This is a genomic window from Allobosea vaviloviae, assembly GCF_001298265.1.
Classification (GTDB): domain Bacteria; phylum Pseudomonadota; class Alphaproteobacteria; order Rhizobiales; family Beijerinckiaceae; genus Allobosea; species Allobosea vaviloviae_B.
Map to the genome: position 1 here is coordinate 128,565 of NZ_LGSZ01000019.1, position 16,234 is coordinate 144,798.

Here is a 16,234-nt window from a genome sequence, read left to right on the forward strand (position 1 = left end):
GCCGGGCCCATTCGCGGCGCACGCGCCGCGATCCCGACCTGTCGGGCTTATGGCGGGGGGAGCGCATCGACGAGACGCTCGATCGTTTCCGCCACCCCGTCGGCGACCAGCGCCTGCCGGATCAGCCGCCGCTTGGCGGTGAAATGGGCCTCGCCCGGCAGTCCAACACGCGCGGAGACGGTCGCAGCGTGCAAAGCCGCTGCGGCGAGGTCCTGATGCAGCGCCTCGGCCGCATCGAATTCGGGGATCGGCAGCGTCCAGACCAGATTGTCGAAATCGCGTGGATCGCGCTGGCCGACGGGCTGGAGGTCTCTCACGCGGTCGAGCACGACACTGGTGTTTAAAACGGCGGCGACATACGCGGCCTCTTCGATCGAGTGAGCTGCCGCCCAATAGGCCTTTTTATCTACAACGAGATCATCCTCAGAACTCCAACAGGCGCTGAGTCGCGTGCCCGAGGCAGAGCAGAAGACGCGAATTGGGTGCTTCGTAGCCTGCGCCGTCAATTTCTGCAGATGGTTGAGAGACTGCGCCAGCGTCACACGTGGCGAGCCGTCTGTCGCCTTGTTGCTGTGCTCGTTCCACTTCGCCTCCGCATCGCGCAACCAGGCGGCGAGTCCCCGATGCCCCCGAGAATCCGCGCTGGCCGCGGTGAGGATGACGCCTCCCTCCATCGGCACGACGCCCGTCGCGAGATCGAGGAGGCGATAGGGCGCGACCGACTCACCCAGCGCGATCCGGCGCAGGAAAGCACGCTCGACCGCCCCCTCGGGCGGTTCGACGCCGGTCCATGGCGCCTTGTCCAGATTGCCGACGCGGCCCCGCACACGCGGCGCGTCACGGCGGCTCAGGAGACGCCCGGTGGCTGCATTGTCGACCAGGAAGAACCGGCGCGGCGTCAATGTCGCGCCCTGCCGGAAGCGCCGCCGATAGGGCGAGGCGGCGATCAGCGTTCGCGCTCGCGGCCAAGGCGCGCGCAAATGTTCGAGAGCATCCGCCGCCTCGGCCTCGCTGGCGTCGCGCCGAGGCAGCACGCCCACCCAGCGATCGAACTCGGCCGGCGGCCCTCCAGTCCGATCTCGCTCGCCGAACAGCACGCAAGTACTGGTCGTGCTGCTGCCCGACTGCGCCCCGAAGATCGGCCACACCCGCTCCAGGCCCCAGCCGCCGGTGATCGCCACGCGCACGCGCTGCAGGGTGCCGTCGCGCATCCCTGCGAAGACCGGGGCGTTGAGCGCGGCATAGGGCAGGACCAGCGCCAGCGTGCCGCCCTGACGCAGATAGCGCTCGGCCCCGCGCGCCCAGAACAGCGCGAACATGTCCTGATGCGTGGCGAGGCTGCCGCCGACCCAGAGGCCGTAGCTCTGCAGCGCCTCGCGCAGCCGGTCCTTCATGTCGGCGCTGAGATGGCGATAGACGATCCAGGGCGGATTGCCGATCAGCACATCGGCGCGGTGGTCGGGATGCGACAGCCAGACGGGGCGCAGCAGGTTGCGCAGGATGAAGGTCCAGATGTGGTTGCGGCCATCGAGAAAGAGCTGCTTCAACTGCGCGAAGGTGCGCCCGAGCAGGGCAGCGTCTTCCGCCGTGGCGCCGGCGCGGGCGATTGCGTCGCGCACCGTCTCCGGCTCCGCCAGCGTGTCGAGCCCGCGGTTGAGTTCGTCGAGCGCGCGCTCGAACAGGGCGAGATCGCTCGCAAGCCCGGCCGGGATGCGCAGGGGTGGATCGTTGGGCGGCACGTCGACCAGCACTTCGGCCGAGGCGCCGAGCGGGCGCAGGCTCCACTGCATCGAGTCGCCCATGTAGACGGGCACGGTGAGCGTGGGCGGCCGATCCTGCACCAGGTCGCCGAGCGCCAGCAGCCAGGTGACGCGGGCGAGCGCGACCGCGACGGGATGGACATCGATCCCGAAGACCTTGTCGGCGCAGGCGGCGACGATCTCGGCCGGCGGCAGCCGCGCCTCCTTCCCTGCCGCGATCAGGCGGCGCAGCGCGTGGAACAGGAAGGTCCCGGAGCCGCAGGACGGATCGAGGACGCGCTGCTCCAGCGGGCGCGGAACCGCCGCCGCGACGACCCGCGCCGCCAGCCAATCCGGCGTGTAGTATTCGCCGAGATCGTGGCGCTCATCTGGGTCGATCAGGCTCTCATAGAGGCTTTTGAGGACATCGACCTCGACATCGCGGAGGCGAAAGCGAATCGTTTCAGCCGCCAGCGAGCGCACGAGGTCTTCGCCGCCTGGGACGATCAGAGGCCAGTCGAAGAAATCGGCCTCGACGGCGCCGACGATGCCTTCACTCGTCAGCAGACGGCCCGACAGCATCTCCGCGGGATCGCCGATCTCCAGATCGAGCACGCGCGCCGCGATCGCCTTGACGAGGATGGTCAGATAGGTGTGCTGCAGAAACAGGGCATCGCTACCAACGTCGTCGCCGTAGACTTGGCGCAGCAATCCGTCCCACAGATCGCGCTTCAACTTGACTTCGGGATGGTCGCCGACCTCGGCCCACAGCCGCTGCAGCGCCGCATGTGCGCGACCGAAGGCAAGGCTGTAGCGGCCGAAGGCGAGCGCCACCGTGATCGGTGTCGGCATCACCTCCGGAACGGGCGACAGCAACGGCTCGAGCCAGCTCAGCAGCCGTTCCGGGTGTTCGACGTCGACGTCGTAGCGTCCGATCGGCGACAGCGCCCCGCGATCGAGCGTGTAGGCCAGCAAGGTTGCACCGTCTGTGGCGAGGCCAACGGTGGTGCGGCCCGCAGCGCTTGCGCGGCTCGCATCGGCCAGATAGTCGGGCATCCGGGCGAGAACGTCGCGCTCTTCGCGGCGAAGATCGCTCTTCAGTTCGATGACGGTGGCGCCCCAGGCCACGTCGATGCGCCCGCTGTTGTCGATGAGATAGCGCTCGTGCTCCAGCTCGCTGAACGCGGCGCCGAAGCCTTCCCGCAGCAGCTCCGTGACGAGACCCCGCAACGCCTCGTGCCGGGGCCGCGAGGCCATAGACCGGACGATGTCCGGCAGTCGGTCCCTGCGCCAACCGTTCGCCACTATCCACTCATTTTTTGCTAGAGCCTCTTGGCCACGACGCCCGTGAGGATTTAGGTTTCGGCCATGAAGTCAGGTCAAGCAGATTTGTTCGCGCAAGACAACGCCGAGCGCGAAACGCTTTCGGAAGCACAGCGTTTCGCGATCCATTCGCGGCTGGAAGCGACGCTGGCCAGGCTCGAAGCGACAGCGATCTTCCCATGGCGCGATCCGCTCGACGCCGTGCATGAGGAGAATCGCTTCGAACGCGACTCGAAGATGCTTGGTGAGGAGGGCACACCGCTCTGGGCTCGCTTCGACAGGGAAATGGACCGGCTTCACGCGACACAGTTCGCTTTGGAGGACTGAAGCGTGCAAGCCGGCGGCGGAAGCTGACTTACCCCGACTGCGCGCCGATCAACGGCCGAGCCCCCACCCCTTCGCGCCAACCCCGACTCTCCTGTAAGACCGGATCGCTCCCCCCTCCCCCCCCAAGGCCTCACGATGACCCTGACGATCTATGGCTGCTACCGCTCGCGCGCCTCGCGCAACATCTGGCTGGCTAATGAGCTTGGCCTGTCCTTCACCCATGTCCCGGTGATCCAGGTCTACCGCCTGCCCGATCCGAACGCGCCCGGCGCACCGCTGCACACGCAGAGCCCGGACTTCCTGGCGATCAATCCGAAGGGGCAGATTCCCGCGATCGACGATGGCGGCTTCAAGCTGCAGGAATCGCTGGCGATCAACCTCTATCTCGCCCGCAAGCATGGCGGGCCGCTGGCGCCGAAGGATGCGCAGGAGGAGGGGCTGGCGGAGATGTGGTCGCTCTGGGCGAGCACGTCGGTGGAGCCCCATGCGCTCAACATCCAGTACCACATGGCCGCTTATCCGCCCGAGAAGCGCAAGCCCGAGCTGGTCGAGGCGGCGCTGGCCGCCCTGCCCGCCCCCTTCGCGGTCCTCGACGGCGTGCTGGCGCAGGGCGGCGGCTTCGTCATGGGCGGCCGCTTCACCGTCGCCGACATCAACGTCGCCGAGATCATCCGCTATGCGAAGCCGGCAACGGCGCTTTTCGATGCGGCCCCCCGTGTCAAAGCCTGGCTCGACGCCTGCCATGCCCGCCCGGCCTTCAAGGCGATGTGGCAGGCCCGCGAGGCCGAGGCCGCGTGAGCGGAAAACGGGTGGCGCCGCAGGGCGCCACCGCCTAACCAAAAGCCGACAGATGGCGGAGCCTGCGCCGTCGCGATCGGGTCTTCGGCATGACGTCTGCTCCAGCATCCCCCGCCCCGTCCATGGGCCTTCCTGCGACGGGCGGCCCTGCGATGGGTCTTCGCGAGTGGCTGCTGCTGCTCGCGCTGTCCGTGCTCTGGGGCGGCTCGTTCTTCTTCGGCAAGATCGCGGTCGGGGAATGGCCGCCGCTGATGGTGGTTTTATCGCGCTGCGTGCTGGCGGCCGGCGTGCTCTATCTGGTGCTGAGGGGGCGGGGCCTCGATCTGGCCGTGGGCGGGGCGATGTGGCGCTCCTTCTTCGCGATGGGCCTGCTCAACAACCTGATCCCGTTCTGCCTGATCTTTTGGAGCCAGACCCAGCTGCCGAGCGGCCTCTCGGCCATCCTCAACGCGACCACGCCGGTCTTCGGCGTCATCGTCGTGCATCTCTTCGGCAGGAATGAGCGGGCGACGCCGCTGAAGCTCGCCGGCGTGCTCGCGGGGCTTTGCGGCGTGGCCATCCTGATGGGCCCCGACGCGCTGTCGGGCCTGCATGCATCGCTGCTGGCGCAGTTCGCCGCGCTCGGGGCGGCGCTGTCCTACGGCTTTTCGGGCCTCTATGGCCGCCGCTTCCGGGACCTGCCGCCACTGGTGACGGCAGCGGGGCAACTGACCGCGACGAGCGTGATGATGCTGCCGATCGTGCTGGTTTTCGCACCACCCTGGGCTTTGCCGGCACCGTCCTGGCAGGCTGCGGGCGCTCTCGTCGGGCTCGCGCTGGTTTCGACCGCGCTGGCCTATGTGATCTTCTTCGAGATCATGCGGCGCGCGGGCGGGACCAATGCGATGCTGGTGACCTTCCTGATCCCGGTCAGCGCCATCCTGCTCGGCGTCGGATTGCTCGGCGAGAACCTGCTGCCGCGCCACTTCGCCGGCATGGCGGCGATCTTCGCGGGCCTCGCCCTGATCGACGGCCGGCTGTTTCGACGGGCGCGGCCGGCGACGGGCGTCTGAAGCCACAAGCCCGACCGATCACGCCAAGGTTTATTGCCAAAAAATTATGAATTGCCCTAGGTTCGCTTTCACGGTAGCAGCGCTTATCGGGGCAGAGCGCAACGACTGGAAGATATCGGAAAACGGTACGCCAGAGGGGATCAGAGGAACACCATGGATGTTCGGCAACTGCGATGTTTCATCGCGGTGGCGGAGGAGCTTCACTTCGGCCGAGCAGCCGAGCGGCTCGGCCTCGCACCACCAGCCCTTTCGCGGCAGATCAGCAGCCTCGAAGACGAGCTCGGCGTCAGCCTTCTGACCCGGACCACCCGCCAGGTGGCTCTGACTCGGGCCGGGCTGATCATGCTCGAGGAGGCCAAGGGCATCCTGATGAAGATGGAGCATGCCTCGCGCGCGGTGCGCCAGGCGTCGCTCTCTTCGGGCCGGGTGCTGCGGGTCGGCGCGATCGATGCTGCCTCGTCGAGCTTCGTGCCCGAGGCGCTGGTCGCCTTCCGGCAGCAGTATCCCGGCGTCGAGATCAAGTTCGTCGAGGCGATGACGGCCGCGCTCGTGCAGATGCTCGAGGTCGGCAAGCTCGACCTCGCCTTGACGCGCCCGCCGCGCAAGCCGACCGAATGCGCCTTCGAGATCCTGCGCGTCGAGCGGCCGATCGTCGTGCTGCACGAGAGCCACCCGCTCGCGGCGCGCGAATCCCTGACGATGCAGGACCTGGTCGGCGAGCCTTTCGTGGTTCCCTCCAAGCGCATCCGGCCCTTCGCCTATGATCTGGTGATGGCCTATTTCGAGAGCGTCGGCGCCGTCCCCAACGTGACCATCGAGGCAACGGAAAAGCCGGCGATGATGTCGGCCGTGGCGGCGGGGCTCGGCATGGCGCTGGCGCCCGACTGGGTCTGCCGGCTGAGCTTTCCCGGCGTCACGATGCGGCGCCTGCGCGGCGCGCTGCTCGATCCGCCGCCGCCCGGCGCGCTCGTCGGCATCGCCTGGCGGCCGCAGCAGAAGCTGGCCTGCCGTGATGACTTCCTGGCCATCCTGCGCGAGAGCGTCACCCTGATCGACGAACGGCATCTGCTGCCGTTCGCCATTCCCGCAACGAAGCTGAAACGGACCGCCCGCCTCGTCGGGTCGGCAGTCGGAGGAGCCTGATGAGTTTGAACCAGATCGAAAAGGCACAAGGGGTCCGCGTACGGTCCAGTCAGGATCTCGCGGCGGGGCTTTTCATGCTCCTGCTCGCGGGCCTCGCCATGGTGATGTCCTGGGAGCTGCCCATGGGCACGCTGCGCCAGTTGGGCCCGGGCATGCTGCCGAAGTCCTTCGCGGTGATCTGCGCCTTCCTCGGCGCGCTGCTCGTACTGTCGAGCCTGCGCTTCGAGGGTGAGGCGTTGTCGGGCTGGTCGTGGCGCGGCGTCTTCTTCGTGCTGGGCGCAGCCTGCGTCTTCGCTCTGTGCATCCGCGGCTTCGATATCGGACCGATCCATGTGCCGCAGCTCGGGCTGGCCGTGGCCGGCCCGCTGGTGATCCTGATCTCGGGCTTGGCCGCCGACGACTTCCGGCCCAAGGAACTGGTGATCTTCGCGGTGGCCATGAGCACGGCCTGCGCGCTCCTGTTCAAATATGCGCTGTCGCTGCCCATCCCGCTCGCGCCCTGGCTGCTGGGAATCTGACGTCATGGACATGTTTTCCAATCTCGCGCTGGGCTTCGGCGTCGCCCTGTCGCTGCAAAACCTCGCGCTGTGCTTCGCCGGCTGCCTCGTCGGCACGCTGATCGGCGTCCTGCCGGGCGTCGGCCCCATCGCGACCATCGCCATCCTGCTGCCGATTACCTTCGGGCTCGATCCGACCGGCGCGCTGATCATGCTCGCCGGCATCTATTACGGCGCGCAGTATGGCGGCTCGACCACCGCCATCCTGGTCAACATTCCCGGCGAGGCGACCTCGGTCGTGACGACGCTGGACGGCCACCAGATGGCCAAGCAGGGCCGCGCCGGCGTGGCGCTCGGCACGGCCGCGATCGGCTCCTTCTTCGCCGGCTGCGTCGCGACCCTCTTCATCGCCGCGCTCGGCGCGCCGTTGACCAAGCTCGCCTTGCTGTTTGGCCCGGCCGAGTATTTCTCGCTGATGGTGATGGGTCTGTGCTTCGCGGTCGTTCTGGCGCGCGGCTCGATCCTGAAGGCCTTCTGCATGATCATGGTAGGCCTGCTGCTTTCGACTGTCGGCACCGATCTCGAGACCGGCCAGGAGCGCATGACGCTGGGCTTCGCGCCGCTGGCGGACGGCATCGACTTCGCCGTGCTCGCGATGGGCGTGTTCGGCTTTGCCGAAGTGCTTCGCAACCTCGAAAACCCCGAGGCGCGCGACGTGGTGAAAACCAAGATCGGGCGCCTGCTGCCGGACTGGAACGACATCAAGCAGTCGGTCGCGCCCGTGCTGCGCGGTACCTTCATCGGCGGCATCCTCGGCATCCTGCCGGGCAACGGCGCGGTGCTGGGACCGTTTGCGAGCTACACGCTGGAAAAGAAAATCGCCAAGGATCCGTCCCGCTTCGGCAAGGGCGCTATCGAGGGTGTCGCAGGACCTGAATCGGCCAACAATGCCGGCGCGCAGACGGCCTTCATCCCGCTGCTGACGCTCGGCATCCCGCCCAACGCCGTGATGGCGCTGATGGTCGGTGCCATGACCATCCACGGCATCATTCCCGGCCCGCAGGTGATAACCAAGAACCCGGACCTGTTCTGGGGCATGATCGCCTCGATGTGGATCGGCAACCTGATGCTGCTGATCATCAACCTGCCGTTGGTCGGCGTCTGGGTGAAGCTGCTGCAGGTGCCCTATCGTCTGATGTTCCCGTCGATCCTGATCTTCTGCTGCATCGGCATCTATTCGGTGAACAACCAGCCGGTCGACGTCGCCTTCACCGCGATGTTCGGTCTGTTCGGTTACCTGCTGATCAAGCTCGGTTTCGAGCCGGCGCCGATGCTGCTGGGCTTCGTGCTCGGCAAACTGATGGAAGAGAAGCTGCGTCAGGCCCTGATCATCTCGCGTGGCTCGTTCATGACCTTCGTCGAGCGGCCGATCTCGGCCGGGCTGCTGGTGGTCGCTGTGGTCATCCTGGTGGTGGCGCTGCTGCCGTCGATCAACAAGAAGAGGGACGAGGTCTTCACCGAATGACGGGGTTGCCGCGCCTCGAGCGCGGCCCCACCTTGCCTGCAACCATAACGAGGAAGGATCCGCCCATGAAAAGAACAGTACTCGGCCTCGCCGCCGCCCTGTCGCTCGCGCTCGCAGGCGGGGCGCACGCCCAGGCCTATCCCACCAAACCCGTGACGATGATCGTGCCCTTCGCCGCCGGCGGACCCACCGACATCATCGCCCGCATCGTCGGCGACCACATGTCGAAGACGCTGGGCCAGCAGGTTGTGATCGAGAACGTCGCCGGCGCCGGCGGCACCACGGGCATCACCCGCGCCCTGACGGCCGCTCCCGATGGCTACACCATCGCGATGGGCCATCTGGGCACCTTCTCGGCTGCGCCAGCGACCTATCCGGGCCTGAAATACGACCCGATCAACGGCATGCAGCCGATCGGCATGGCCGGCGGCACGCCGATCCTGATCGTCGGGCGCAAGAACCTCGATGCGGCGGACCTCAAGGCCTTCGTCGCAGCGGTCAAGGCCAATCCGGACAAGTTCAACGAGGCCCATGCCGGCCTCGGCTCCGTGTCCTGGACGACCTGCACTCTGTTCAAGGGCATTCTCGGCACACCCAAGCTCAATGCCGTTGCCTATCGCGGAACGGGCCCCGCGCTGAACGATCTGGTCTCCGGCCAGATCGACTTCATGTGCGACCAGATCGTCAGCGTCTCCGAGCAGGTGAAGGCCGGCACGATCAAGGCCTATGCCATCGCCTCGGCCCAACGCTCGCCGGCTCTGCCGAACGTGCCGACGACCACGGAAGCCGGCCTGCCGGAGTACCAGATCGAGGCCTGGAACGGCATTGCCGCACCGAAGGGCACGCCGAAGGAGGCCGTCGACCGGCTCGTCGATGCGCTGAACAAGGCGCTGAACGACGAGAACACCAAGAAGCGCCTGCTCGAACTTGGGACCGTTCTGCCGACCGCCGCCGAGCGCACGCCTGACGGCTTCGCCGCCCTGATCAAGCGCGACGCGGCCAAGCTCGACCCGGCGCTGAAAGCCGCGCCGAAATAAGGTCGCCACCACCGCTTCCAAAGATGACGGCGGGCCATCGGCCCGCCGTTTTTCGTTTCAGCGTTTCCGTGTCCGGCTGCGGAGTGACGCTCCAACCCGTTGAAAGATCGAGACTTCGTCTCAACAGTTGACGCTGTGTAACATGTCGTGACCGACCGATCCGGAACCGGCAACGCCGTCCGGTGTTGTCCCCTCCGGAATGTCTCTCGGAAGGAGAACGATCATGATCAAGAAGCTTGCACTCGTCGCCGCGATTATCGCGATCCCGGCCACGGCCTTCGCCCAGACCCAGGTCCAGCAGCAACCCTCGGGCGGCGCAACCGGTGGTGCCGTCAGCGGCGCGACCTCGGGCGCCATCGGCGGCGCGATCGTCGGTGGCCCGATCGGAGCGGCTGTCGGCGGCGTCGGCGGCGCGGTGGTCGGCGCCATCATCGGCGACGCAGCCTCGCCCAAGTTCCGCACCTATGTCGTCGAGCAAAGCGTGCCGTCCTACACCTACCAGCAGCCGGTCGCGGTCGGCACCGTCCTGCCGGAGGAGGGCGTCGTCTATCGCGAGGTGCCCGCCGAGTACGGCGCGCCCGCCGGCTACCGCTACACGGTCGTGAACGAGCGCCCGGTCCTGGTCGAGCCGCGCACCCGCCGCGTGGTGCAGATCATCAACTGATCCTGCGCCCGCATTCTGCACGGCCAATGATCGGCCCGCTCCAGCCTTGGAGCGGGCCTTTTTCTTATCCCGACCAGAATTATCGCAGGAATTGCCGAGCAGCATCTGCAGTTGGAACAACCAGGCGATCGCTTCGTTGATTCAGCAGGTACTGGAGGCGCTACCGATCGTCGAAGGACTTTCCGGCTTTCCAGCTTGACCCGTTCTGTTCACGAGATCCGCCATGCGCTTCGCGTGAATACGTCGCCATATCTCAGGGAGTTCCAACATGATGAAAAGCCTCGCTTTCGCCGCAGCTCTTGCTGTGCTTCCCGCTACCGTCTTCGCCCAGAGCACCGGCCCCGCCGTCCGCGATCCCGCAGGCGGCGCCACACGCGATCCCGCGCTCGGCGTCGGCACGGTCCAGACCCCCGGCGCGATCCAGGGGCAGAGCGCTGCGCCGATGAAGCGCGACGCCGCGGGCGGCAGCATGATCGACGACTCGCCGCGTTTCCGCACCTATGTCATGGAGCAGCGTGTCCCGTCCTACGCTTACAAGCAGCCCGTCACGGTCGGCGTGATCCTGCCCGAGCAGGGCGTGGTCTACCGCGACGTGCCCGCAGAATACGGCGCGCAGGGCTATCGCTATACGGTCGTGAACGAGCGTCCCGTGCTGGTCGAGCCGCGCACCCGCCGCATCGTGCAGATCATCAACTGATCGGGAGCGGGGCTTTTGCCCGTGCGACCAGAGGCCCGCTTCCGACAGGGAGCGGGCCTTTCCTATGGTCTCAGCGCGTGCCGAACATGCGGTCGCCCGCGTCGCCGAGGCCCGGCACGATATAGCCGTGGTCGTTCAGCTTCTCGTCGATCGCCGCCGTCCAGATCCGGACGTCCGGGTGGGCGCCGCGAAGCCGCTCGATGCCCTCGGGCGCCGCCAGCAGGCAGACGAAGCGCAGATCCTTGGCGCCGCGCTCCTTGAGCCGATCGATCGCGGCCACGGCCGAGTTGGCGGTCGCCAGCATCGGGTCCATCACCACGATCATGCGATCGGCGACGTCGGAGGGCGCCTTGAAGTAGTACTCCACCGCCTGCAGCGTGTCGGGATCGCGGTAGAGGCCGATATGGGCGACGCGGGCGGCCGGGACCAGTTCGAGCATGCCGTCGAGGAAGCCGACGCCGGCGCGCAGGATCGGCGCGAAAACCATCTTCTTGCCGGAGATGATCGGCTGCATCGACTTCGTCAGCGGCGTCTCGATCTCGATCATCTCGATCGGCAGGTCGCGCGTCACCTCATAGCAGAGCAGCATGCCGATCTCGTTGAGGAGCTGGCGGAAGCTCTTGGTCGAGCGGTCCTTCTCGCGCATCAGCGTGAGCTTGTGGCGGACCAGCGGGTGGTCGACGACGGTGACACCGTCCTGCTGCTTGGTCATTCCGTCTGTCCCTGTTGTCTCGCCTCAAGCCGTCATTGCGAGCGTAGCGAAGCAATCCAAGGGCCGTCGAGCGAGCCATTCTGGATTGCTTCGCTGCACTCGCAATGACGCTTATCCAATCAAAATACCGTGCCGTCGCTGATGATCGTCAAGGGCGGGCCGCCGCCTGCGCGCTTCGTCGCCGCGATGCGCCGGCCGGCCGCCCAGGTGCCGCCCTCCAGCACCTTGGCCAGCGGCAACTCCTCGGAGGTGCGGCCGAGCCGCTTGCGGATCAGGCTGCCGATCTCGTCGAGCAGTGCGACCGTCAGCGCCCGCCATTCGACCACGAGCGTGGAACCCGCCTCATGGGCGCGGGCCGCATCGGCCTCGTCCTTCAGCGCGATCACGCCCAGGTCCAGGAACAGCCCGCCATTGCGGTATTCCGGCAGGCCGGTGAGGTCATCGACGTCGATCACCGAAATGCCCGCCCATTGCAGCGGCTCGATCAGCGAATAGGTCAGCCATTGCGACAGCTTGTGGAAGGGCACGAGCCCGGCCGTGACGCTGCCCTGCGCGATCAGCGGATGGCGCCAGGTGTCGCCGAGCGCGACGCCTGCGATCGTCAGGCGCGACGGCCAGATGCCCCCGAAACAGGACAGGACCTCGCCCAGCATATGGCTGGCGCGCAGCGTTCCGGTCTCGGCTGCGGCGCGGAAGCGGTCGAACAGGTCGCCGGGGCGGCTCATGCCCTGCCGTTCGAGTTCCTCGCCGAGCCGGTTGAGCAGCGCCGCGCGCCCCTCGACCGCAAGCAGGGGATTGGCCGGGCCGGCCTGGAAACCCGCAGCAAGCGCCGCCGCGTCGAGGCGCTTCAGCGCGGTGGCATCGGCTCGCAATGGCTGGCCGGGATCGCTTGAGAACAGGCCGGCGGCGAACATCTCGAGCGAGGCCAGCGCCAGACCCTCCGAGCGCGCGACCTGCTTGCCTGTGAGCACGTCGCGATAGGACCAGTCCGGCCCCGCGCCGGCATCGAGCAGCACGCTGACGATGGCGAGATCATAGGCGGCGCGCCCGCGCTCGGCGGCATCCCGGAAGTTCGCACTGAGATCGAGCACGCTCCAGCGATCCATCCCGGCGACGACGAAATGCCGCCAGCGGGCATGGAAGGGAATGTCGAGCGTCGGATAATTCGCTTCGATCGTCTCAAGGACGTAGTCGGCGCAAGCCTCCAGCCGCTCTGGATGAACGCTGAAATGCAGCAGCTTCCCCGCCAGCCCCAATTCCAGCATCTCCCGGGCGCGGGCGCGGATGGAGGCGGGTTTCAGAAGCAGGCGCAAAGCCTCCGGATCGCGATCGGGCATGAGCGTCAGAACTTGTCGAGGTCGCGGCCGACGGTGGCCTTGAGCGCGTTGTCGCCGGGTGCGCCATCGGGCGAATAGTAGCCCGCCGCCTTCTTGGCCTCGATCTCGACGGAGGCATCGGGCGGAATCAGCTCCGGCGGGATCGCGACGCGCTCGCCGATCTCGATGCCGCTCTCGACCATGGCGTCGTATTTCATGTTCGACATCGACATCAGCCGGTCGATCCGGGTGACGCCGAGCCAATGCAGCACATCGGGCATCAATTGCTGGAAGCGGGCATCCTGCACGCCAGCGACGCATTCGGTGCGCTCGAAATAGGTCGCGGCGGAATCGCCACCCTCCTGGCGCTTGCGGGCGTTGTAGACGAGGAACTTGGTGACCTCGCCGAGCGCACGCCCCTCCTTGCGGTTGTAGACGATCAGCCCGACGCCGCCGCCTTGCGCCTCCTTCACCGCCTCCTCGATGCCATGAACAAGATAGGGCCGGCAGGTGCAGATGTCCGACCCGAAGACGTCGGAGCCGTTGCATTCGTCATGGACGCGGCAGGCGACGCGGCTTTTGCCATCCGACAGGGCCGAGACCTCGCCGACGACATAGGCCGTGATCGAGCCGATCGGCGGCAGGAAGACGCGCAGGTCGGGCCGCGTCACCAATTCCGGATACATGCCGCCGGTCTGCTCGAAGAGGGTGCGGCGCAGTTCGTTCTCGCTGGTGCCGAAGCGCTCGGCGATGCCCGGCAGATGCCAGACCGGGTCGATCGCGATCTTGGTGACGCTGACATCGCCGGATTTGTGCAGGATATGGTCGTCGGGGGCGAGCCGATGCGCGGCCATCGCGGCGAGGATCTCGGGCAGGTTGAGCCTCGCCTTGGTGACGGCGATGGTCGGGCGGATGTCGATGCCCTCGCCGATCCACTGGCCGAAATCCTGGGCGACGCGATGGCCGAACGGATCCATCGACACGATTTTCCCGGGCGAAAACCATTGCGGCTGCTCGCGGATCTCGGCGGTCGGATGGGTGTTGTGCAGATCGGGCCGCTGCGAGGGGTTCATCGCCCGGGCCGAGATCGCCAGCGCGCGATAGATCGAATAGGAGCCGCCATGGGCGCCGATGACGTTGCGGTCTCCCGGCGTCGTCGTCGAGGCGATGACCGGACCGCGCTGCGCCACCGTCTCCGCGCCCCATCGGATCGGAAAGCGCGTCGCGGCGCTGCCGGGCTCGGGGTGCGAGGTCAGGCGGATATGGGTCGTGCGGTTGGGAGAGCTCATCGCCGGGTCCGAAGTCATCAGAACGATAAAGGCCCCAGACATGCGCGCCCGGGGCCTTCAACCGAAGACTGTATCGTGACCGGCTCAGGGATAGCCGTCAACCGCCCAATGCAGGGCGAGAGCCGTCAAAGTCGCGATTACCTTAGGGCATCGACATCGCTGCGGTTTGTGCAACAGTAGATGTCGAGCGACCGTCAACACGAGCGAAGGCGAACGCCGCATGGCCACCCAAGCCAAGGTCTACAGGGCTACGCCGCCCCTCGAGCAGTGGAAGAAGGACAGCGCCGTCTCCCTGGCAAGGCGCAGCGATGACACGATCCTGACCCGTATCGACACGTTGATCGACGAATACGGAAAATGCCAGGACGGTTACGTCAAGATTCAGCTCAAGGCGGATCTTTTCTTCACGCTCGACTACTGGCTGAAGGACGTCAAGCGCCATTCATCGATGAACAAAGGTCGCACGCCAGCGATCTATGGACTCTATCAATTCACCGCCGAAACGTTGGCCCAGTCGCTGGGCACGACAGTCAATGTCCTGCCGGAGTATCTTGAGCGGCATTTCGGCCGCCGGTTGTCCTATCACGGCGAGCATCTCGACGTGCTGGGCCAAGCCGCGATCTATCTCAGTCGCGCCGAGGTCGACAAATACCGCCTGACCTTCCGAAAGGGGAAGGCCTACATGTTCACCTGGCCCGGCAAGGGGATCGAGGGCGCCGAAAAGAACGCCGGCGCGCTCAGCCTCGTGCTCGCCGATTCATCGACCGCAACCAGCCCCGTCTTCAACAAGTCGGCAAACTGGGGCGGGTTCGCCATGAGCATGGGCCGCGAGCTCTACATGGCCCGCCATCATTGCCGGAAAGGGTTCGGCGACGAGGGCAATTTCTATCACTCGTCCTATCTCGCCGGGGAGCCCGTGCTCTGCGCCGGCACCATCAAGATGAAGAACGGGATCATTGCCGAGGTCTGCAACGACAGCGGCCATTACCGACCGGACGCGCGCAACTTCATCGGGTTCCTGCAGACGCTGCAGATGCACGGCGTCAACATCGCTTCGGTGGTGGTGGGCGATTATTCAGGCGCATTGCGCGCCAACGGGCATCATTTCCTGGCGGCGCAGGGCAACTGGGCGCGGGCGGCGCTGACGGGGCAGGCCAGCGTCTTCGCCGCCAACGAAAACGCAAAGGCGAGCTATGGCGGCGAAAAGCGCCACGAGCAGCAGATCATCGCGCGCATGTATCGCGAGGCCGTGGCCGCAGGTCTGGCGGGAGAATCGCGCGAGGAACGGCAATATTTCTGCGAGCGGCTGCAGGGCTTCATCAAGGTGGGGGCCAATGGGGCGACGAACCAACCCTTCGCGCCCTTCGTCAACACAACCTGGATGATGCAGGCGATCGACCGTTTCTACCGGCCAGCCCCCGCGCCGATTCACCAGAAGCTTCCCCCACCTCCGGTTCCGGCGCGGCAGCCGATGGTTCCCGGACGCAACCCGCCGCCTCCGCCCAAGCCCGGCCCGCGGCTCCCGCCGCGGCCCTGAGGCCGCAGAGGGGGCCGCACTTGCTCAGAACACGGCGAGATAGCGCAGCAGCGAGATGATGCCGATGACGATGACGATGATCTGGACGACGTTCTTGATCTGGCTGTCGAGCGGCAGCATCCGAACGAGATAGAGCACGAGGCCGATGACGAGGACCGTGATCAGCAGCGAAATGAGAATGGACATGAAATGAACCTTTGATAACGGCCGTGAGCCGGCCCCCCGGAGCCAGTGCCGCGACGCATTCGCGAGCACTCCGATCCGCTGACAGAACGTCGCAGGGCGGGAATTGGTTCCGCTGGGGTGGTTCGCTGGCGCGCTGGGCGCAACCGACTCCCTCCCCCCCCTTGCGGTGGGGAGGGCTGGGGTGGGGGGCAGTTCCGCTCGGCGAGTCGATCAAGGACAGGGCGCTGGCTTTGCGGCCCCCCCCCCCCCCCCCCCCCCCCCCCCCCCCCGGGGGGGGGGGGGGGGGCCGCCCCCCCCCGCGGGGGCGGGCCGCCCCCCCCCCGCGGCCCCCCATCCCTAACCCTCCCCCGGGGGGGCGGGGCGCGCGGGGGCGGACACACTCGGCCTTGGTG

The 16,234-nt window shown here is 66.9% G+C and carries 15 protein-coding genes; 10 read left to right on the forward strand and 5 right to left on the reverse strand.

Annotated elements, in window-relative coordinates; genetic code table 11:
* Positions 1–47 precede the first annotated feature (47 nt).
* Positions 48–2,996, reverse strand: a complete 2,949-nt coding sequence (locus tag AE618_RS03435) for an N-6 DNA methylase (RefSeq protein WP_054207652.1) — start codon at positions 2,994–2,996, stop codon at positions 48–50.
* A gap of 132 nt (positions 2,997–3,128) precedes the next feature.
* Between AE618_RS03435 and AE618_RS03440 the strand changes: the two genes are divergently transcribed.
* From AE618_RS03440 to AE618_RS03480, 9 genes are all read left to right on the forward strand, one after another.
* Positions 3,129–3,389: a hypothetical protein gene (locus AE618_RS03440; protein ID WP_054207653.1), complete on the forward strand. Its 261-nt coding sequence runs from the start codon at positions 3,129–3,131 to the stop codon at positions 3,387–3,389.
* A 135-nt stretch (positions 3,390–3,524) separates the two neighbouring features.
* Positions 3,525–4,187: a glutathione S-transferase family protein gene (locus AE618_RS03445; protein ID WP_054207654.1), complete on the forward strand. Its 663-nt coding sequence runs from the start codon at positions 3,525–3,527 to the stop codon at positions 4,185–4,187.
* 152 nt (positions 4,188–4,339) lie between these two features.
* Positions 4,340–5,239 carry a DMT family transporter gene (locus tag AE618_RS03450; RefSeq protein WP_054207675.1) on the forward strand — a complete coding sequence of 300 codons (900 nt, stop codon included), beginning with the start codon at positions 4,340–4,342 and terminating at the stop codon, positions 5,237–5,239.
* Between the two features lie 153 nt (positions 5,240–5,392).
* The gene (locus tag AE618_RS03455) at positions 5,393–6,382 is read left to right on the forward strand and encodes a LysR family transcriptional regulator (RefSeq protein WP_054207655.1); all 990 of its coding nucleotides are present in this window, start codon (positions 5,393–5,395) and stop codon (positions 6,380–6,382) included.
* Positions 6,382–6,900 carry a tripartite tricarboxylate transporter TctB family protein gene (locus tag AE618_RS03460; protein ID WP_054207656.1) on the forward strand — a complete coding sequence of 173 codons (519 nt, stop codon included), beginning with the start codon at positions 6,382–6,384 and terminating at the stop codon, positions 6,898–6,900. Before AE618_RS03455 ends, AE618_RS03460 begins: the two co-directional genes overlap by 1 nt.
* A gap of 4 nt (positions 6,901–6,904) precedes the next feature.
* Positions 6,905–8,404, forward strand: coding sequence for a tripartite tricarboxylate transporter permease (locus tag AE618_RS03465; protein ID WP_197280665.1), 1,500 nt, complete (start codon positions 6,905–6,907; stop codon positions 8,402–8,404).
* A gap of 65 nt (positions 8,405–8,469) precedes the next feature.
* Positions 8,470–9,441 (forward strand): tripartite tricarboxylate transporter substrate-binding protein, encoded by a 972-nt coding sequence (locus tag AE618_RS03470; RefSeq protein ID WP_054207658.1) that lies wholly within the window; start codon positions 8,470–8,472, stop codon positions 9,439–9,441.
* Between the two features lie 223 nt (positions 9,442–9,664).
* On the forward strand, positions 9,665–10,105 hold the full coding sequence (locus tag AE618_RS03475; RefSeq protein ID WP_054207659.1) for a DUF1236 domain-containing protein: 441 nt from the start codon (positions 9,665–9,667) through the stop codon (positions 10,103–10,105).
* 268 nt (positions 10,106–10,373) lie between these two features.
* Positions 10,374–10,802, forward strand: coding sequence for a DUF1236 domain-containing protein (locus tag AE618_RS03480; protein ID WP_054207660.1), 429 nt, complete (start codon positions 10,374–10,376; stop codon positions 10,800–10,802).
* A gap of 70 nt (positions 10,803–10,872) precedes the next feature.
* Here the strand turns inward: AE618_RS03480 and upp are convergent, their stop codons facing one another.
* The 3 genes from upp to AE618_RS03495 form a co-directional block, all read right to left on the reverse strand.
* Positions 10,873–11,514, reverse strand: a complete 642-nt coding sequence (gene upp / locus AE618_RS03485; RefSeq protein WP_054207661.1) for a uracil phosphoribosyltransferase — start codon at positions 11,512–11,514, stop codon at positions 10,873–10,875.
* Between the two features lie 119 nt (positions 11,515–11,633).
* A complete protein-coding gene (locus AE618_RS03490; RefSeq protein WP_054207662.1) occupies positions 11,634–12,851 on the reverse strand; it encodes a URC4/urg3 family protein in 1,218 nt (405 codons plus the stop codon).
* Between the two features lie 5 nt (positions 12,852–12,856).
* Positions 12,857–14,119, reverse strand: a complete 1,263-nt coding sequence (locus tag AE618_RS03495; RefSeq protein WP_054207676.1) for a GTP cyclohydrolase II — start codon at positions 14,117–14,119, stop codon at positions 12,857–12,859.
* 220 nt (positions 14,120–14,339) lie between these two features.
* On the opposite strand from AE618_RS03495, the gene AE618_RS03500 reads away from it, so the two are divergent.
* Positions 14,340–15,656, forward strand: coding sequence for a hypothetical protein (locus AE618_RS03500; RefSeq protein ID WP_054207663.1), 1,317 nt, complete (start codon positions 14,340–14,342; stop codon positions 15,654–15,656).
* A gap of 24 nt (positions 15,657–15,680) precedes the next feature.
* On the opposite strand, the gene AE618_RS28385 is transcribed toward AE618_RS03500, so the two are convergent.
* A complete protein-coding gene (locus AE618_RS28385; protein WP_171905132.1) occupies positions 15,681–15,842 on the reverse strand; it encodes a Thivi_2564 family membrane protein in 162 nt (53 codons plus the stop codon).
* Between the last annotated feature and the right edge of the window lie 392 nt (positions 15,843–16,234).

Excerpts from the sequence above, each read along its gene's own strand:
- AE618_RS03470 (WP_054207658.1), top strand. The coding sequence starts at position 8,470 with ATGAAAAGAACAGTACTCGGCCTCGCCGCCGCCCTGTCGCTCGCGCTC.
- AE618_RS03500 (WP_054207663.1), top strand. The coding sequence starts at position 14,340 with ATGGCCACCCAAGCCAAGGTCTACAGGGCTACGCCGCCCCTCGAGCAG.
- AE618_RS03460 (WP_054207656.1), top strand. The coding sequence starts at position 6,382 with ATGAGTTTGAACCAGATCGAAAAGGCACAAGGGGTCCGCGTACGGTCC.
- AE618_RS03455 (WP_054207655.1), top strand. The coding sequence starts at position 5,393 with ATGGATGTTCGGCAACTGCGATGTTTCATCGCGGTGGCGGAGGAGCTT.
- AE618_RS03445 (WP_054207654.1), top strand. The coding sequence starts at position 3,525 with ATGACCCTGACGATCTATGGCTGCTACCGCTCGCGCGCCTCGCGCAAC.
- upp (WP_054207661.1), bottom strand. The coding sequence starts at position 11,514 with ATGACCAAGCAGCAGGACGGTGTCACCGTCGTCGACCACCCGCTGGTC.
- AE618_RS03465 (WP_197280665.1), top strand. The coding sequence starts at position 6,905 with ATGGACATGTTTTCCAATCTCGCGCTGGGCTTCGGCGTCGCCCTGTCG.
- AE618_RS03480 (WP_054207660.1), top strand. The coding sequence starts at position 10,374 with ATGATGAAAAGCCTCGCTTTCGCCGCAGCTCTTGCTGTGCTTCCCGCT.
- AE618_RS03450 (WP_054207675.1), top strand. The coding sequence starts at position 4,340 with ATGGGTCTTCGCGAGTGGCTGCTGCTGCTCGCGCTGTCCGTGCTCTGG.
- AE618_RS03495 (WP_054207676.1), bottom strand. The coding sequence starts at position 14,119 with ATGAGCTCTCCCAACCGCACGACCCATATCCGCCTGACCTCGCACCCC.
- AE618_RS03490 (WP_054207662.1), bottom strand. The coding sequence starts at position 12,851 with ATGCCCGATCGCGATCCGGAGGCTTTGCGCCTGCTTCTGAAACCCGCC.
- AE618_RS03475 (WP_054207659.1), top strand. The coding sequence starts at position 9,665 with ATGATCAAGAAGCTTGCACTCGTCGCCGCGATTATCGCGATCCCGGCC.
- AE618_RS03435 (WP_054207652.1), bottom strand. The coding sequence starts at position 2,996 with ATGGCCTCGCGGCCCCGGCACGAGGCGTTGCGGGGTCTCGTCACGGAG.
- AE618_RS28385 (WP_171905132.1), bottom strand. The coding sequence starts at position 15,842 with ATGTCCATTCTCATTTCGCTGCTGATCACGGTCCTCGTCATCGGCCTC.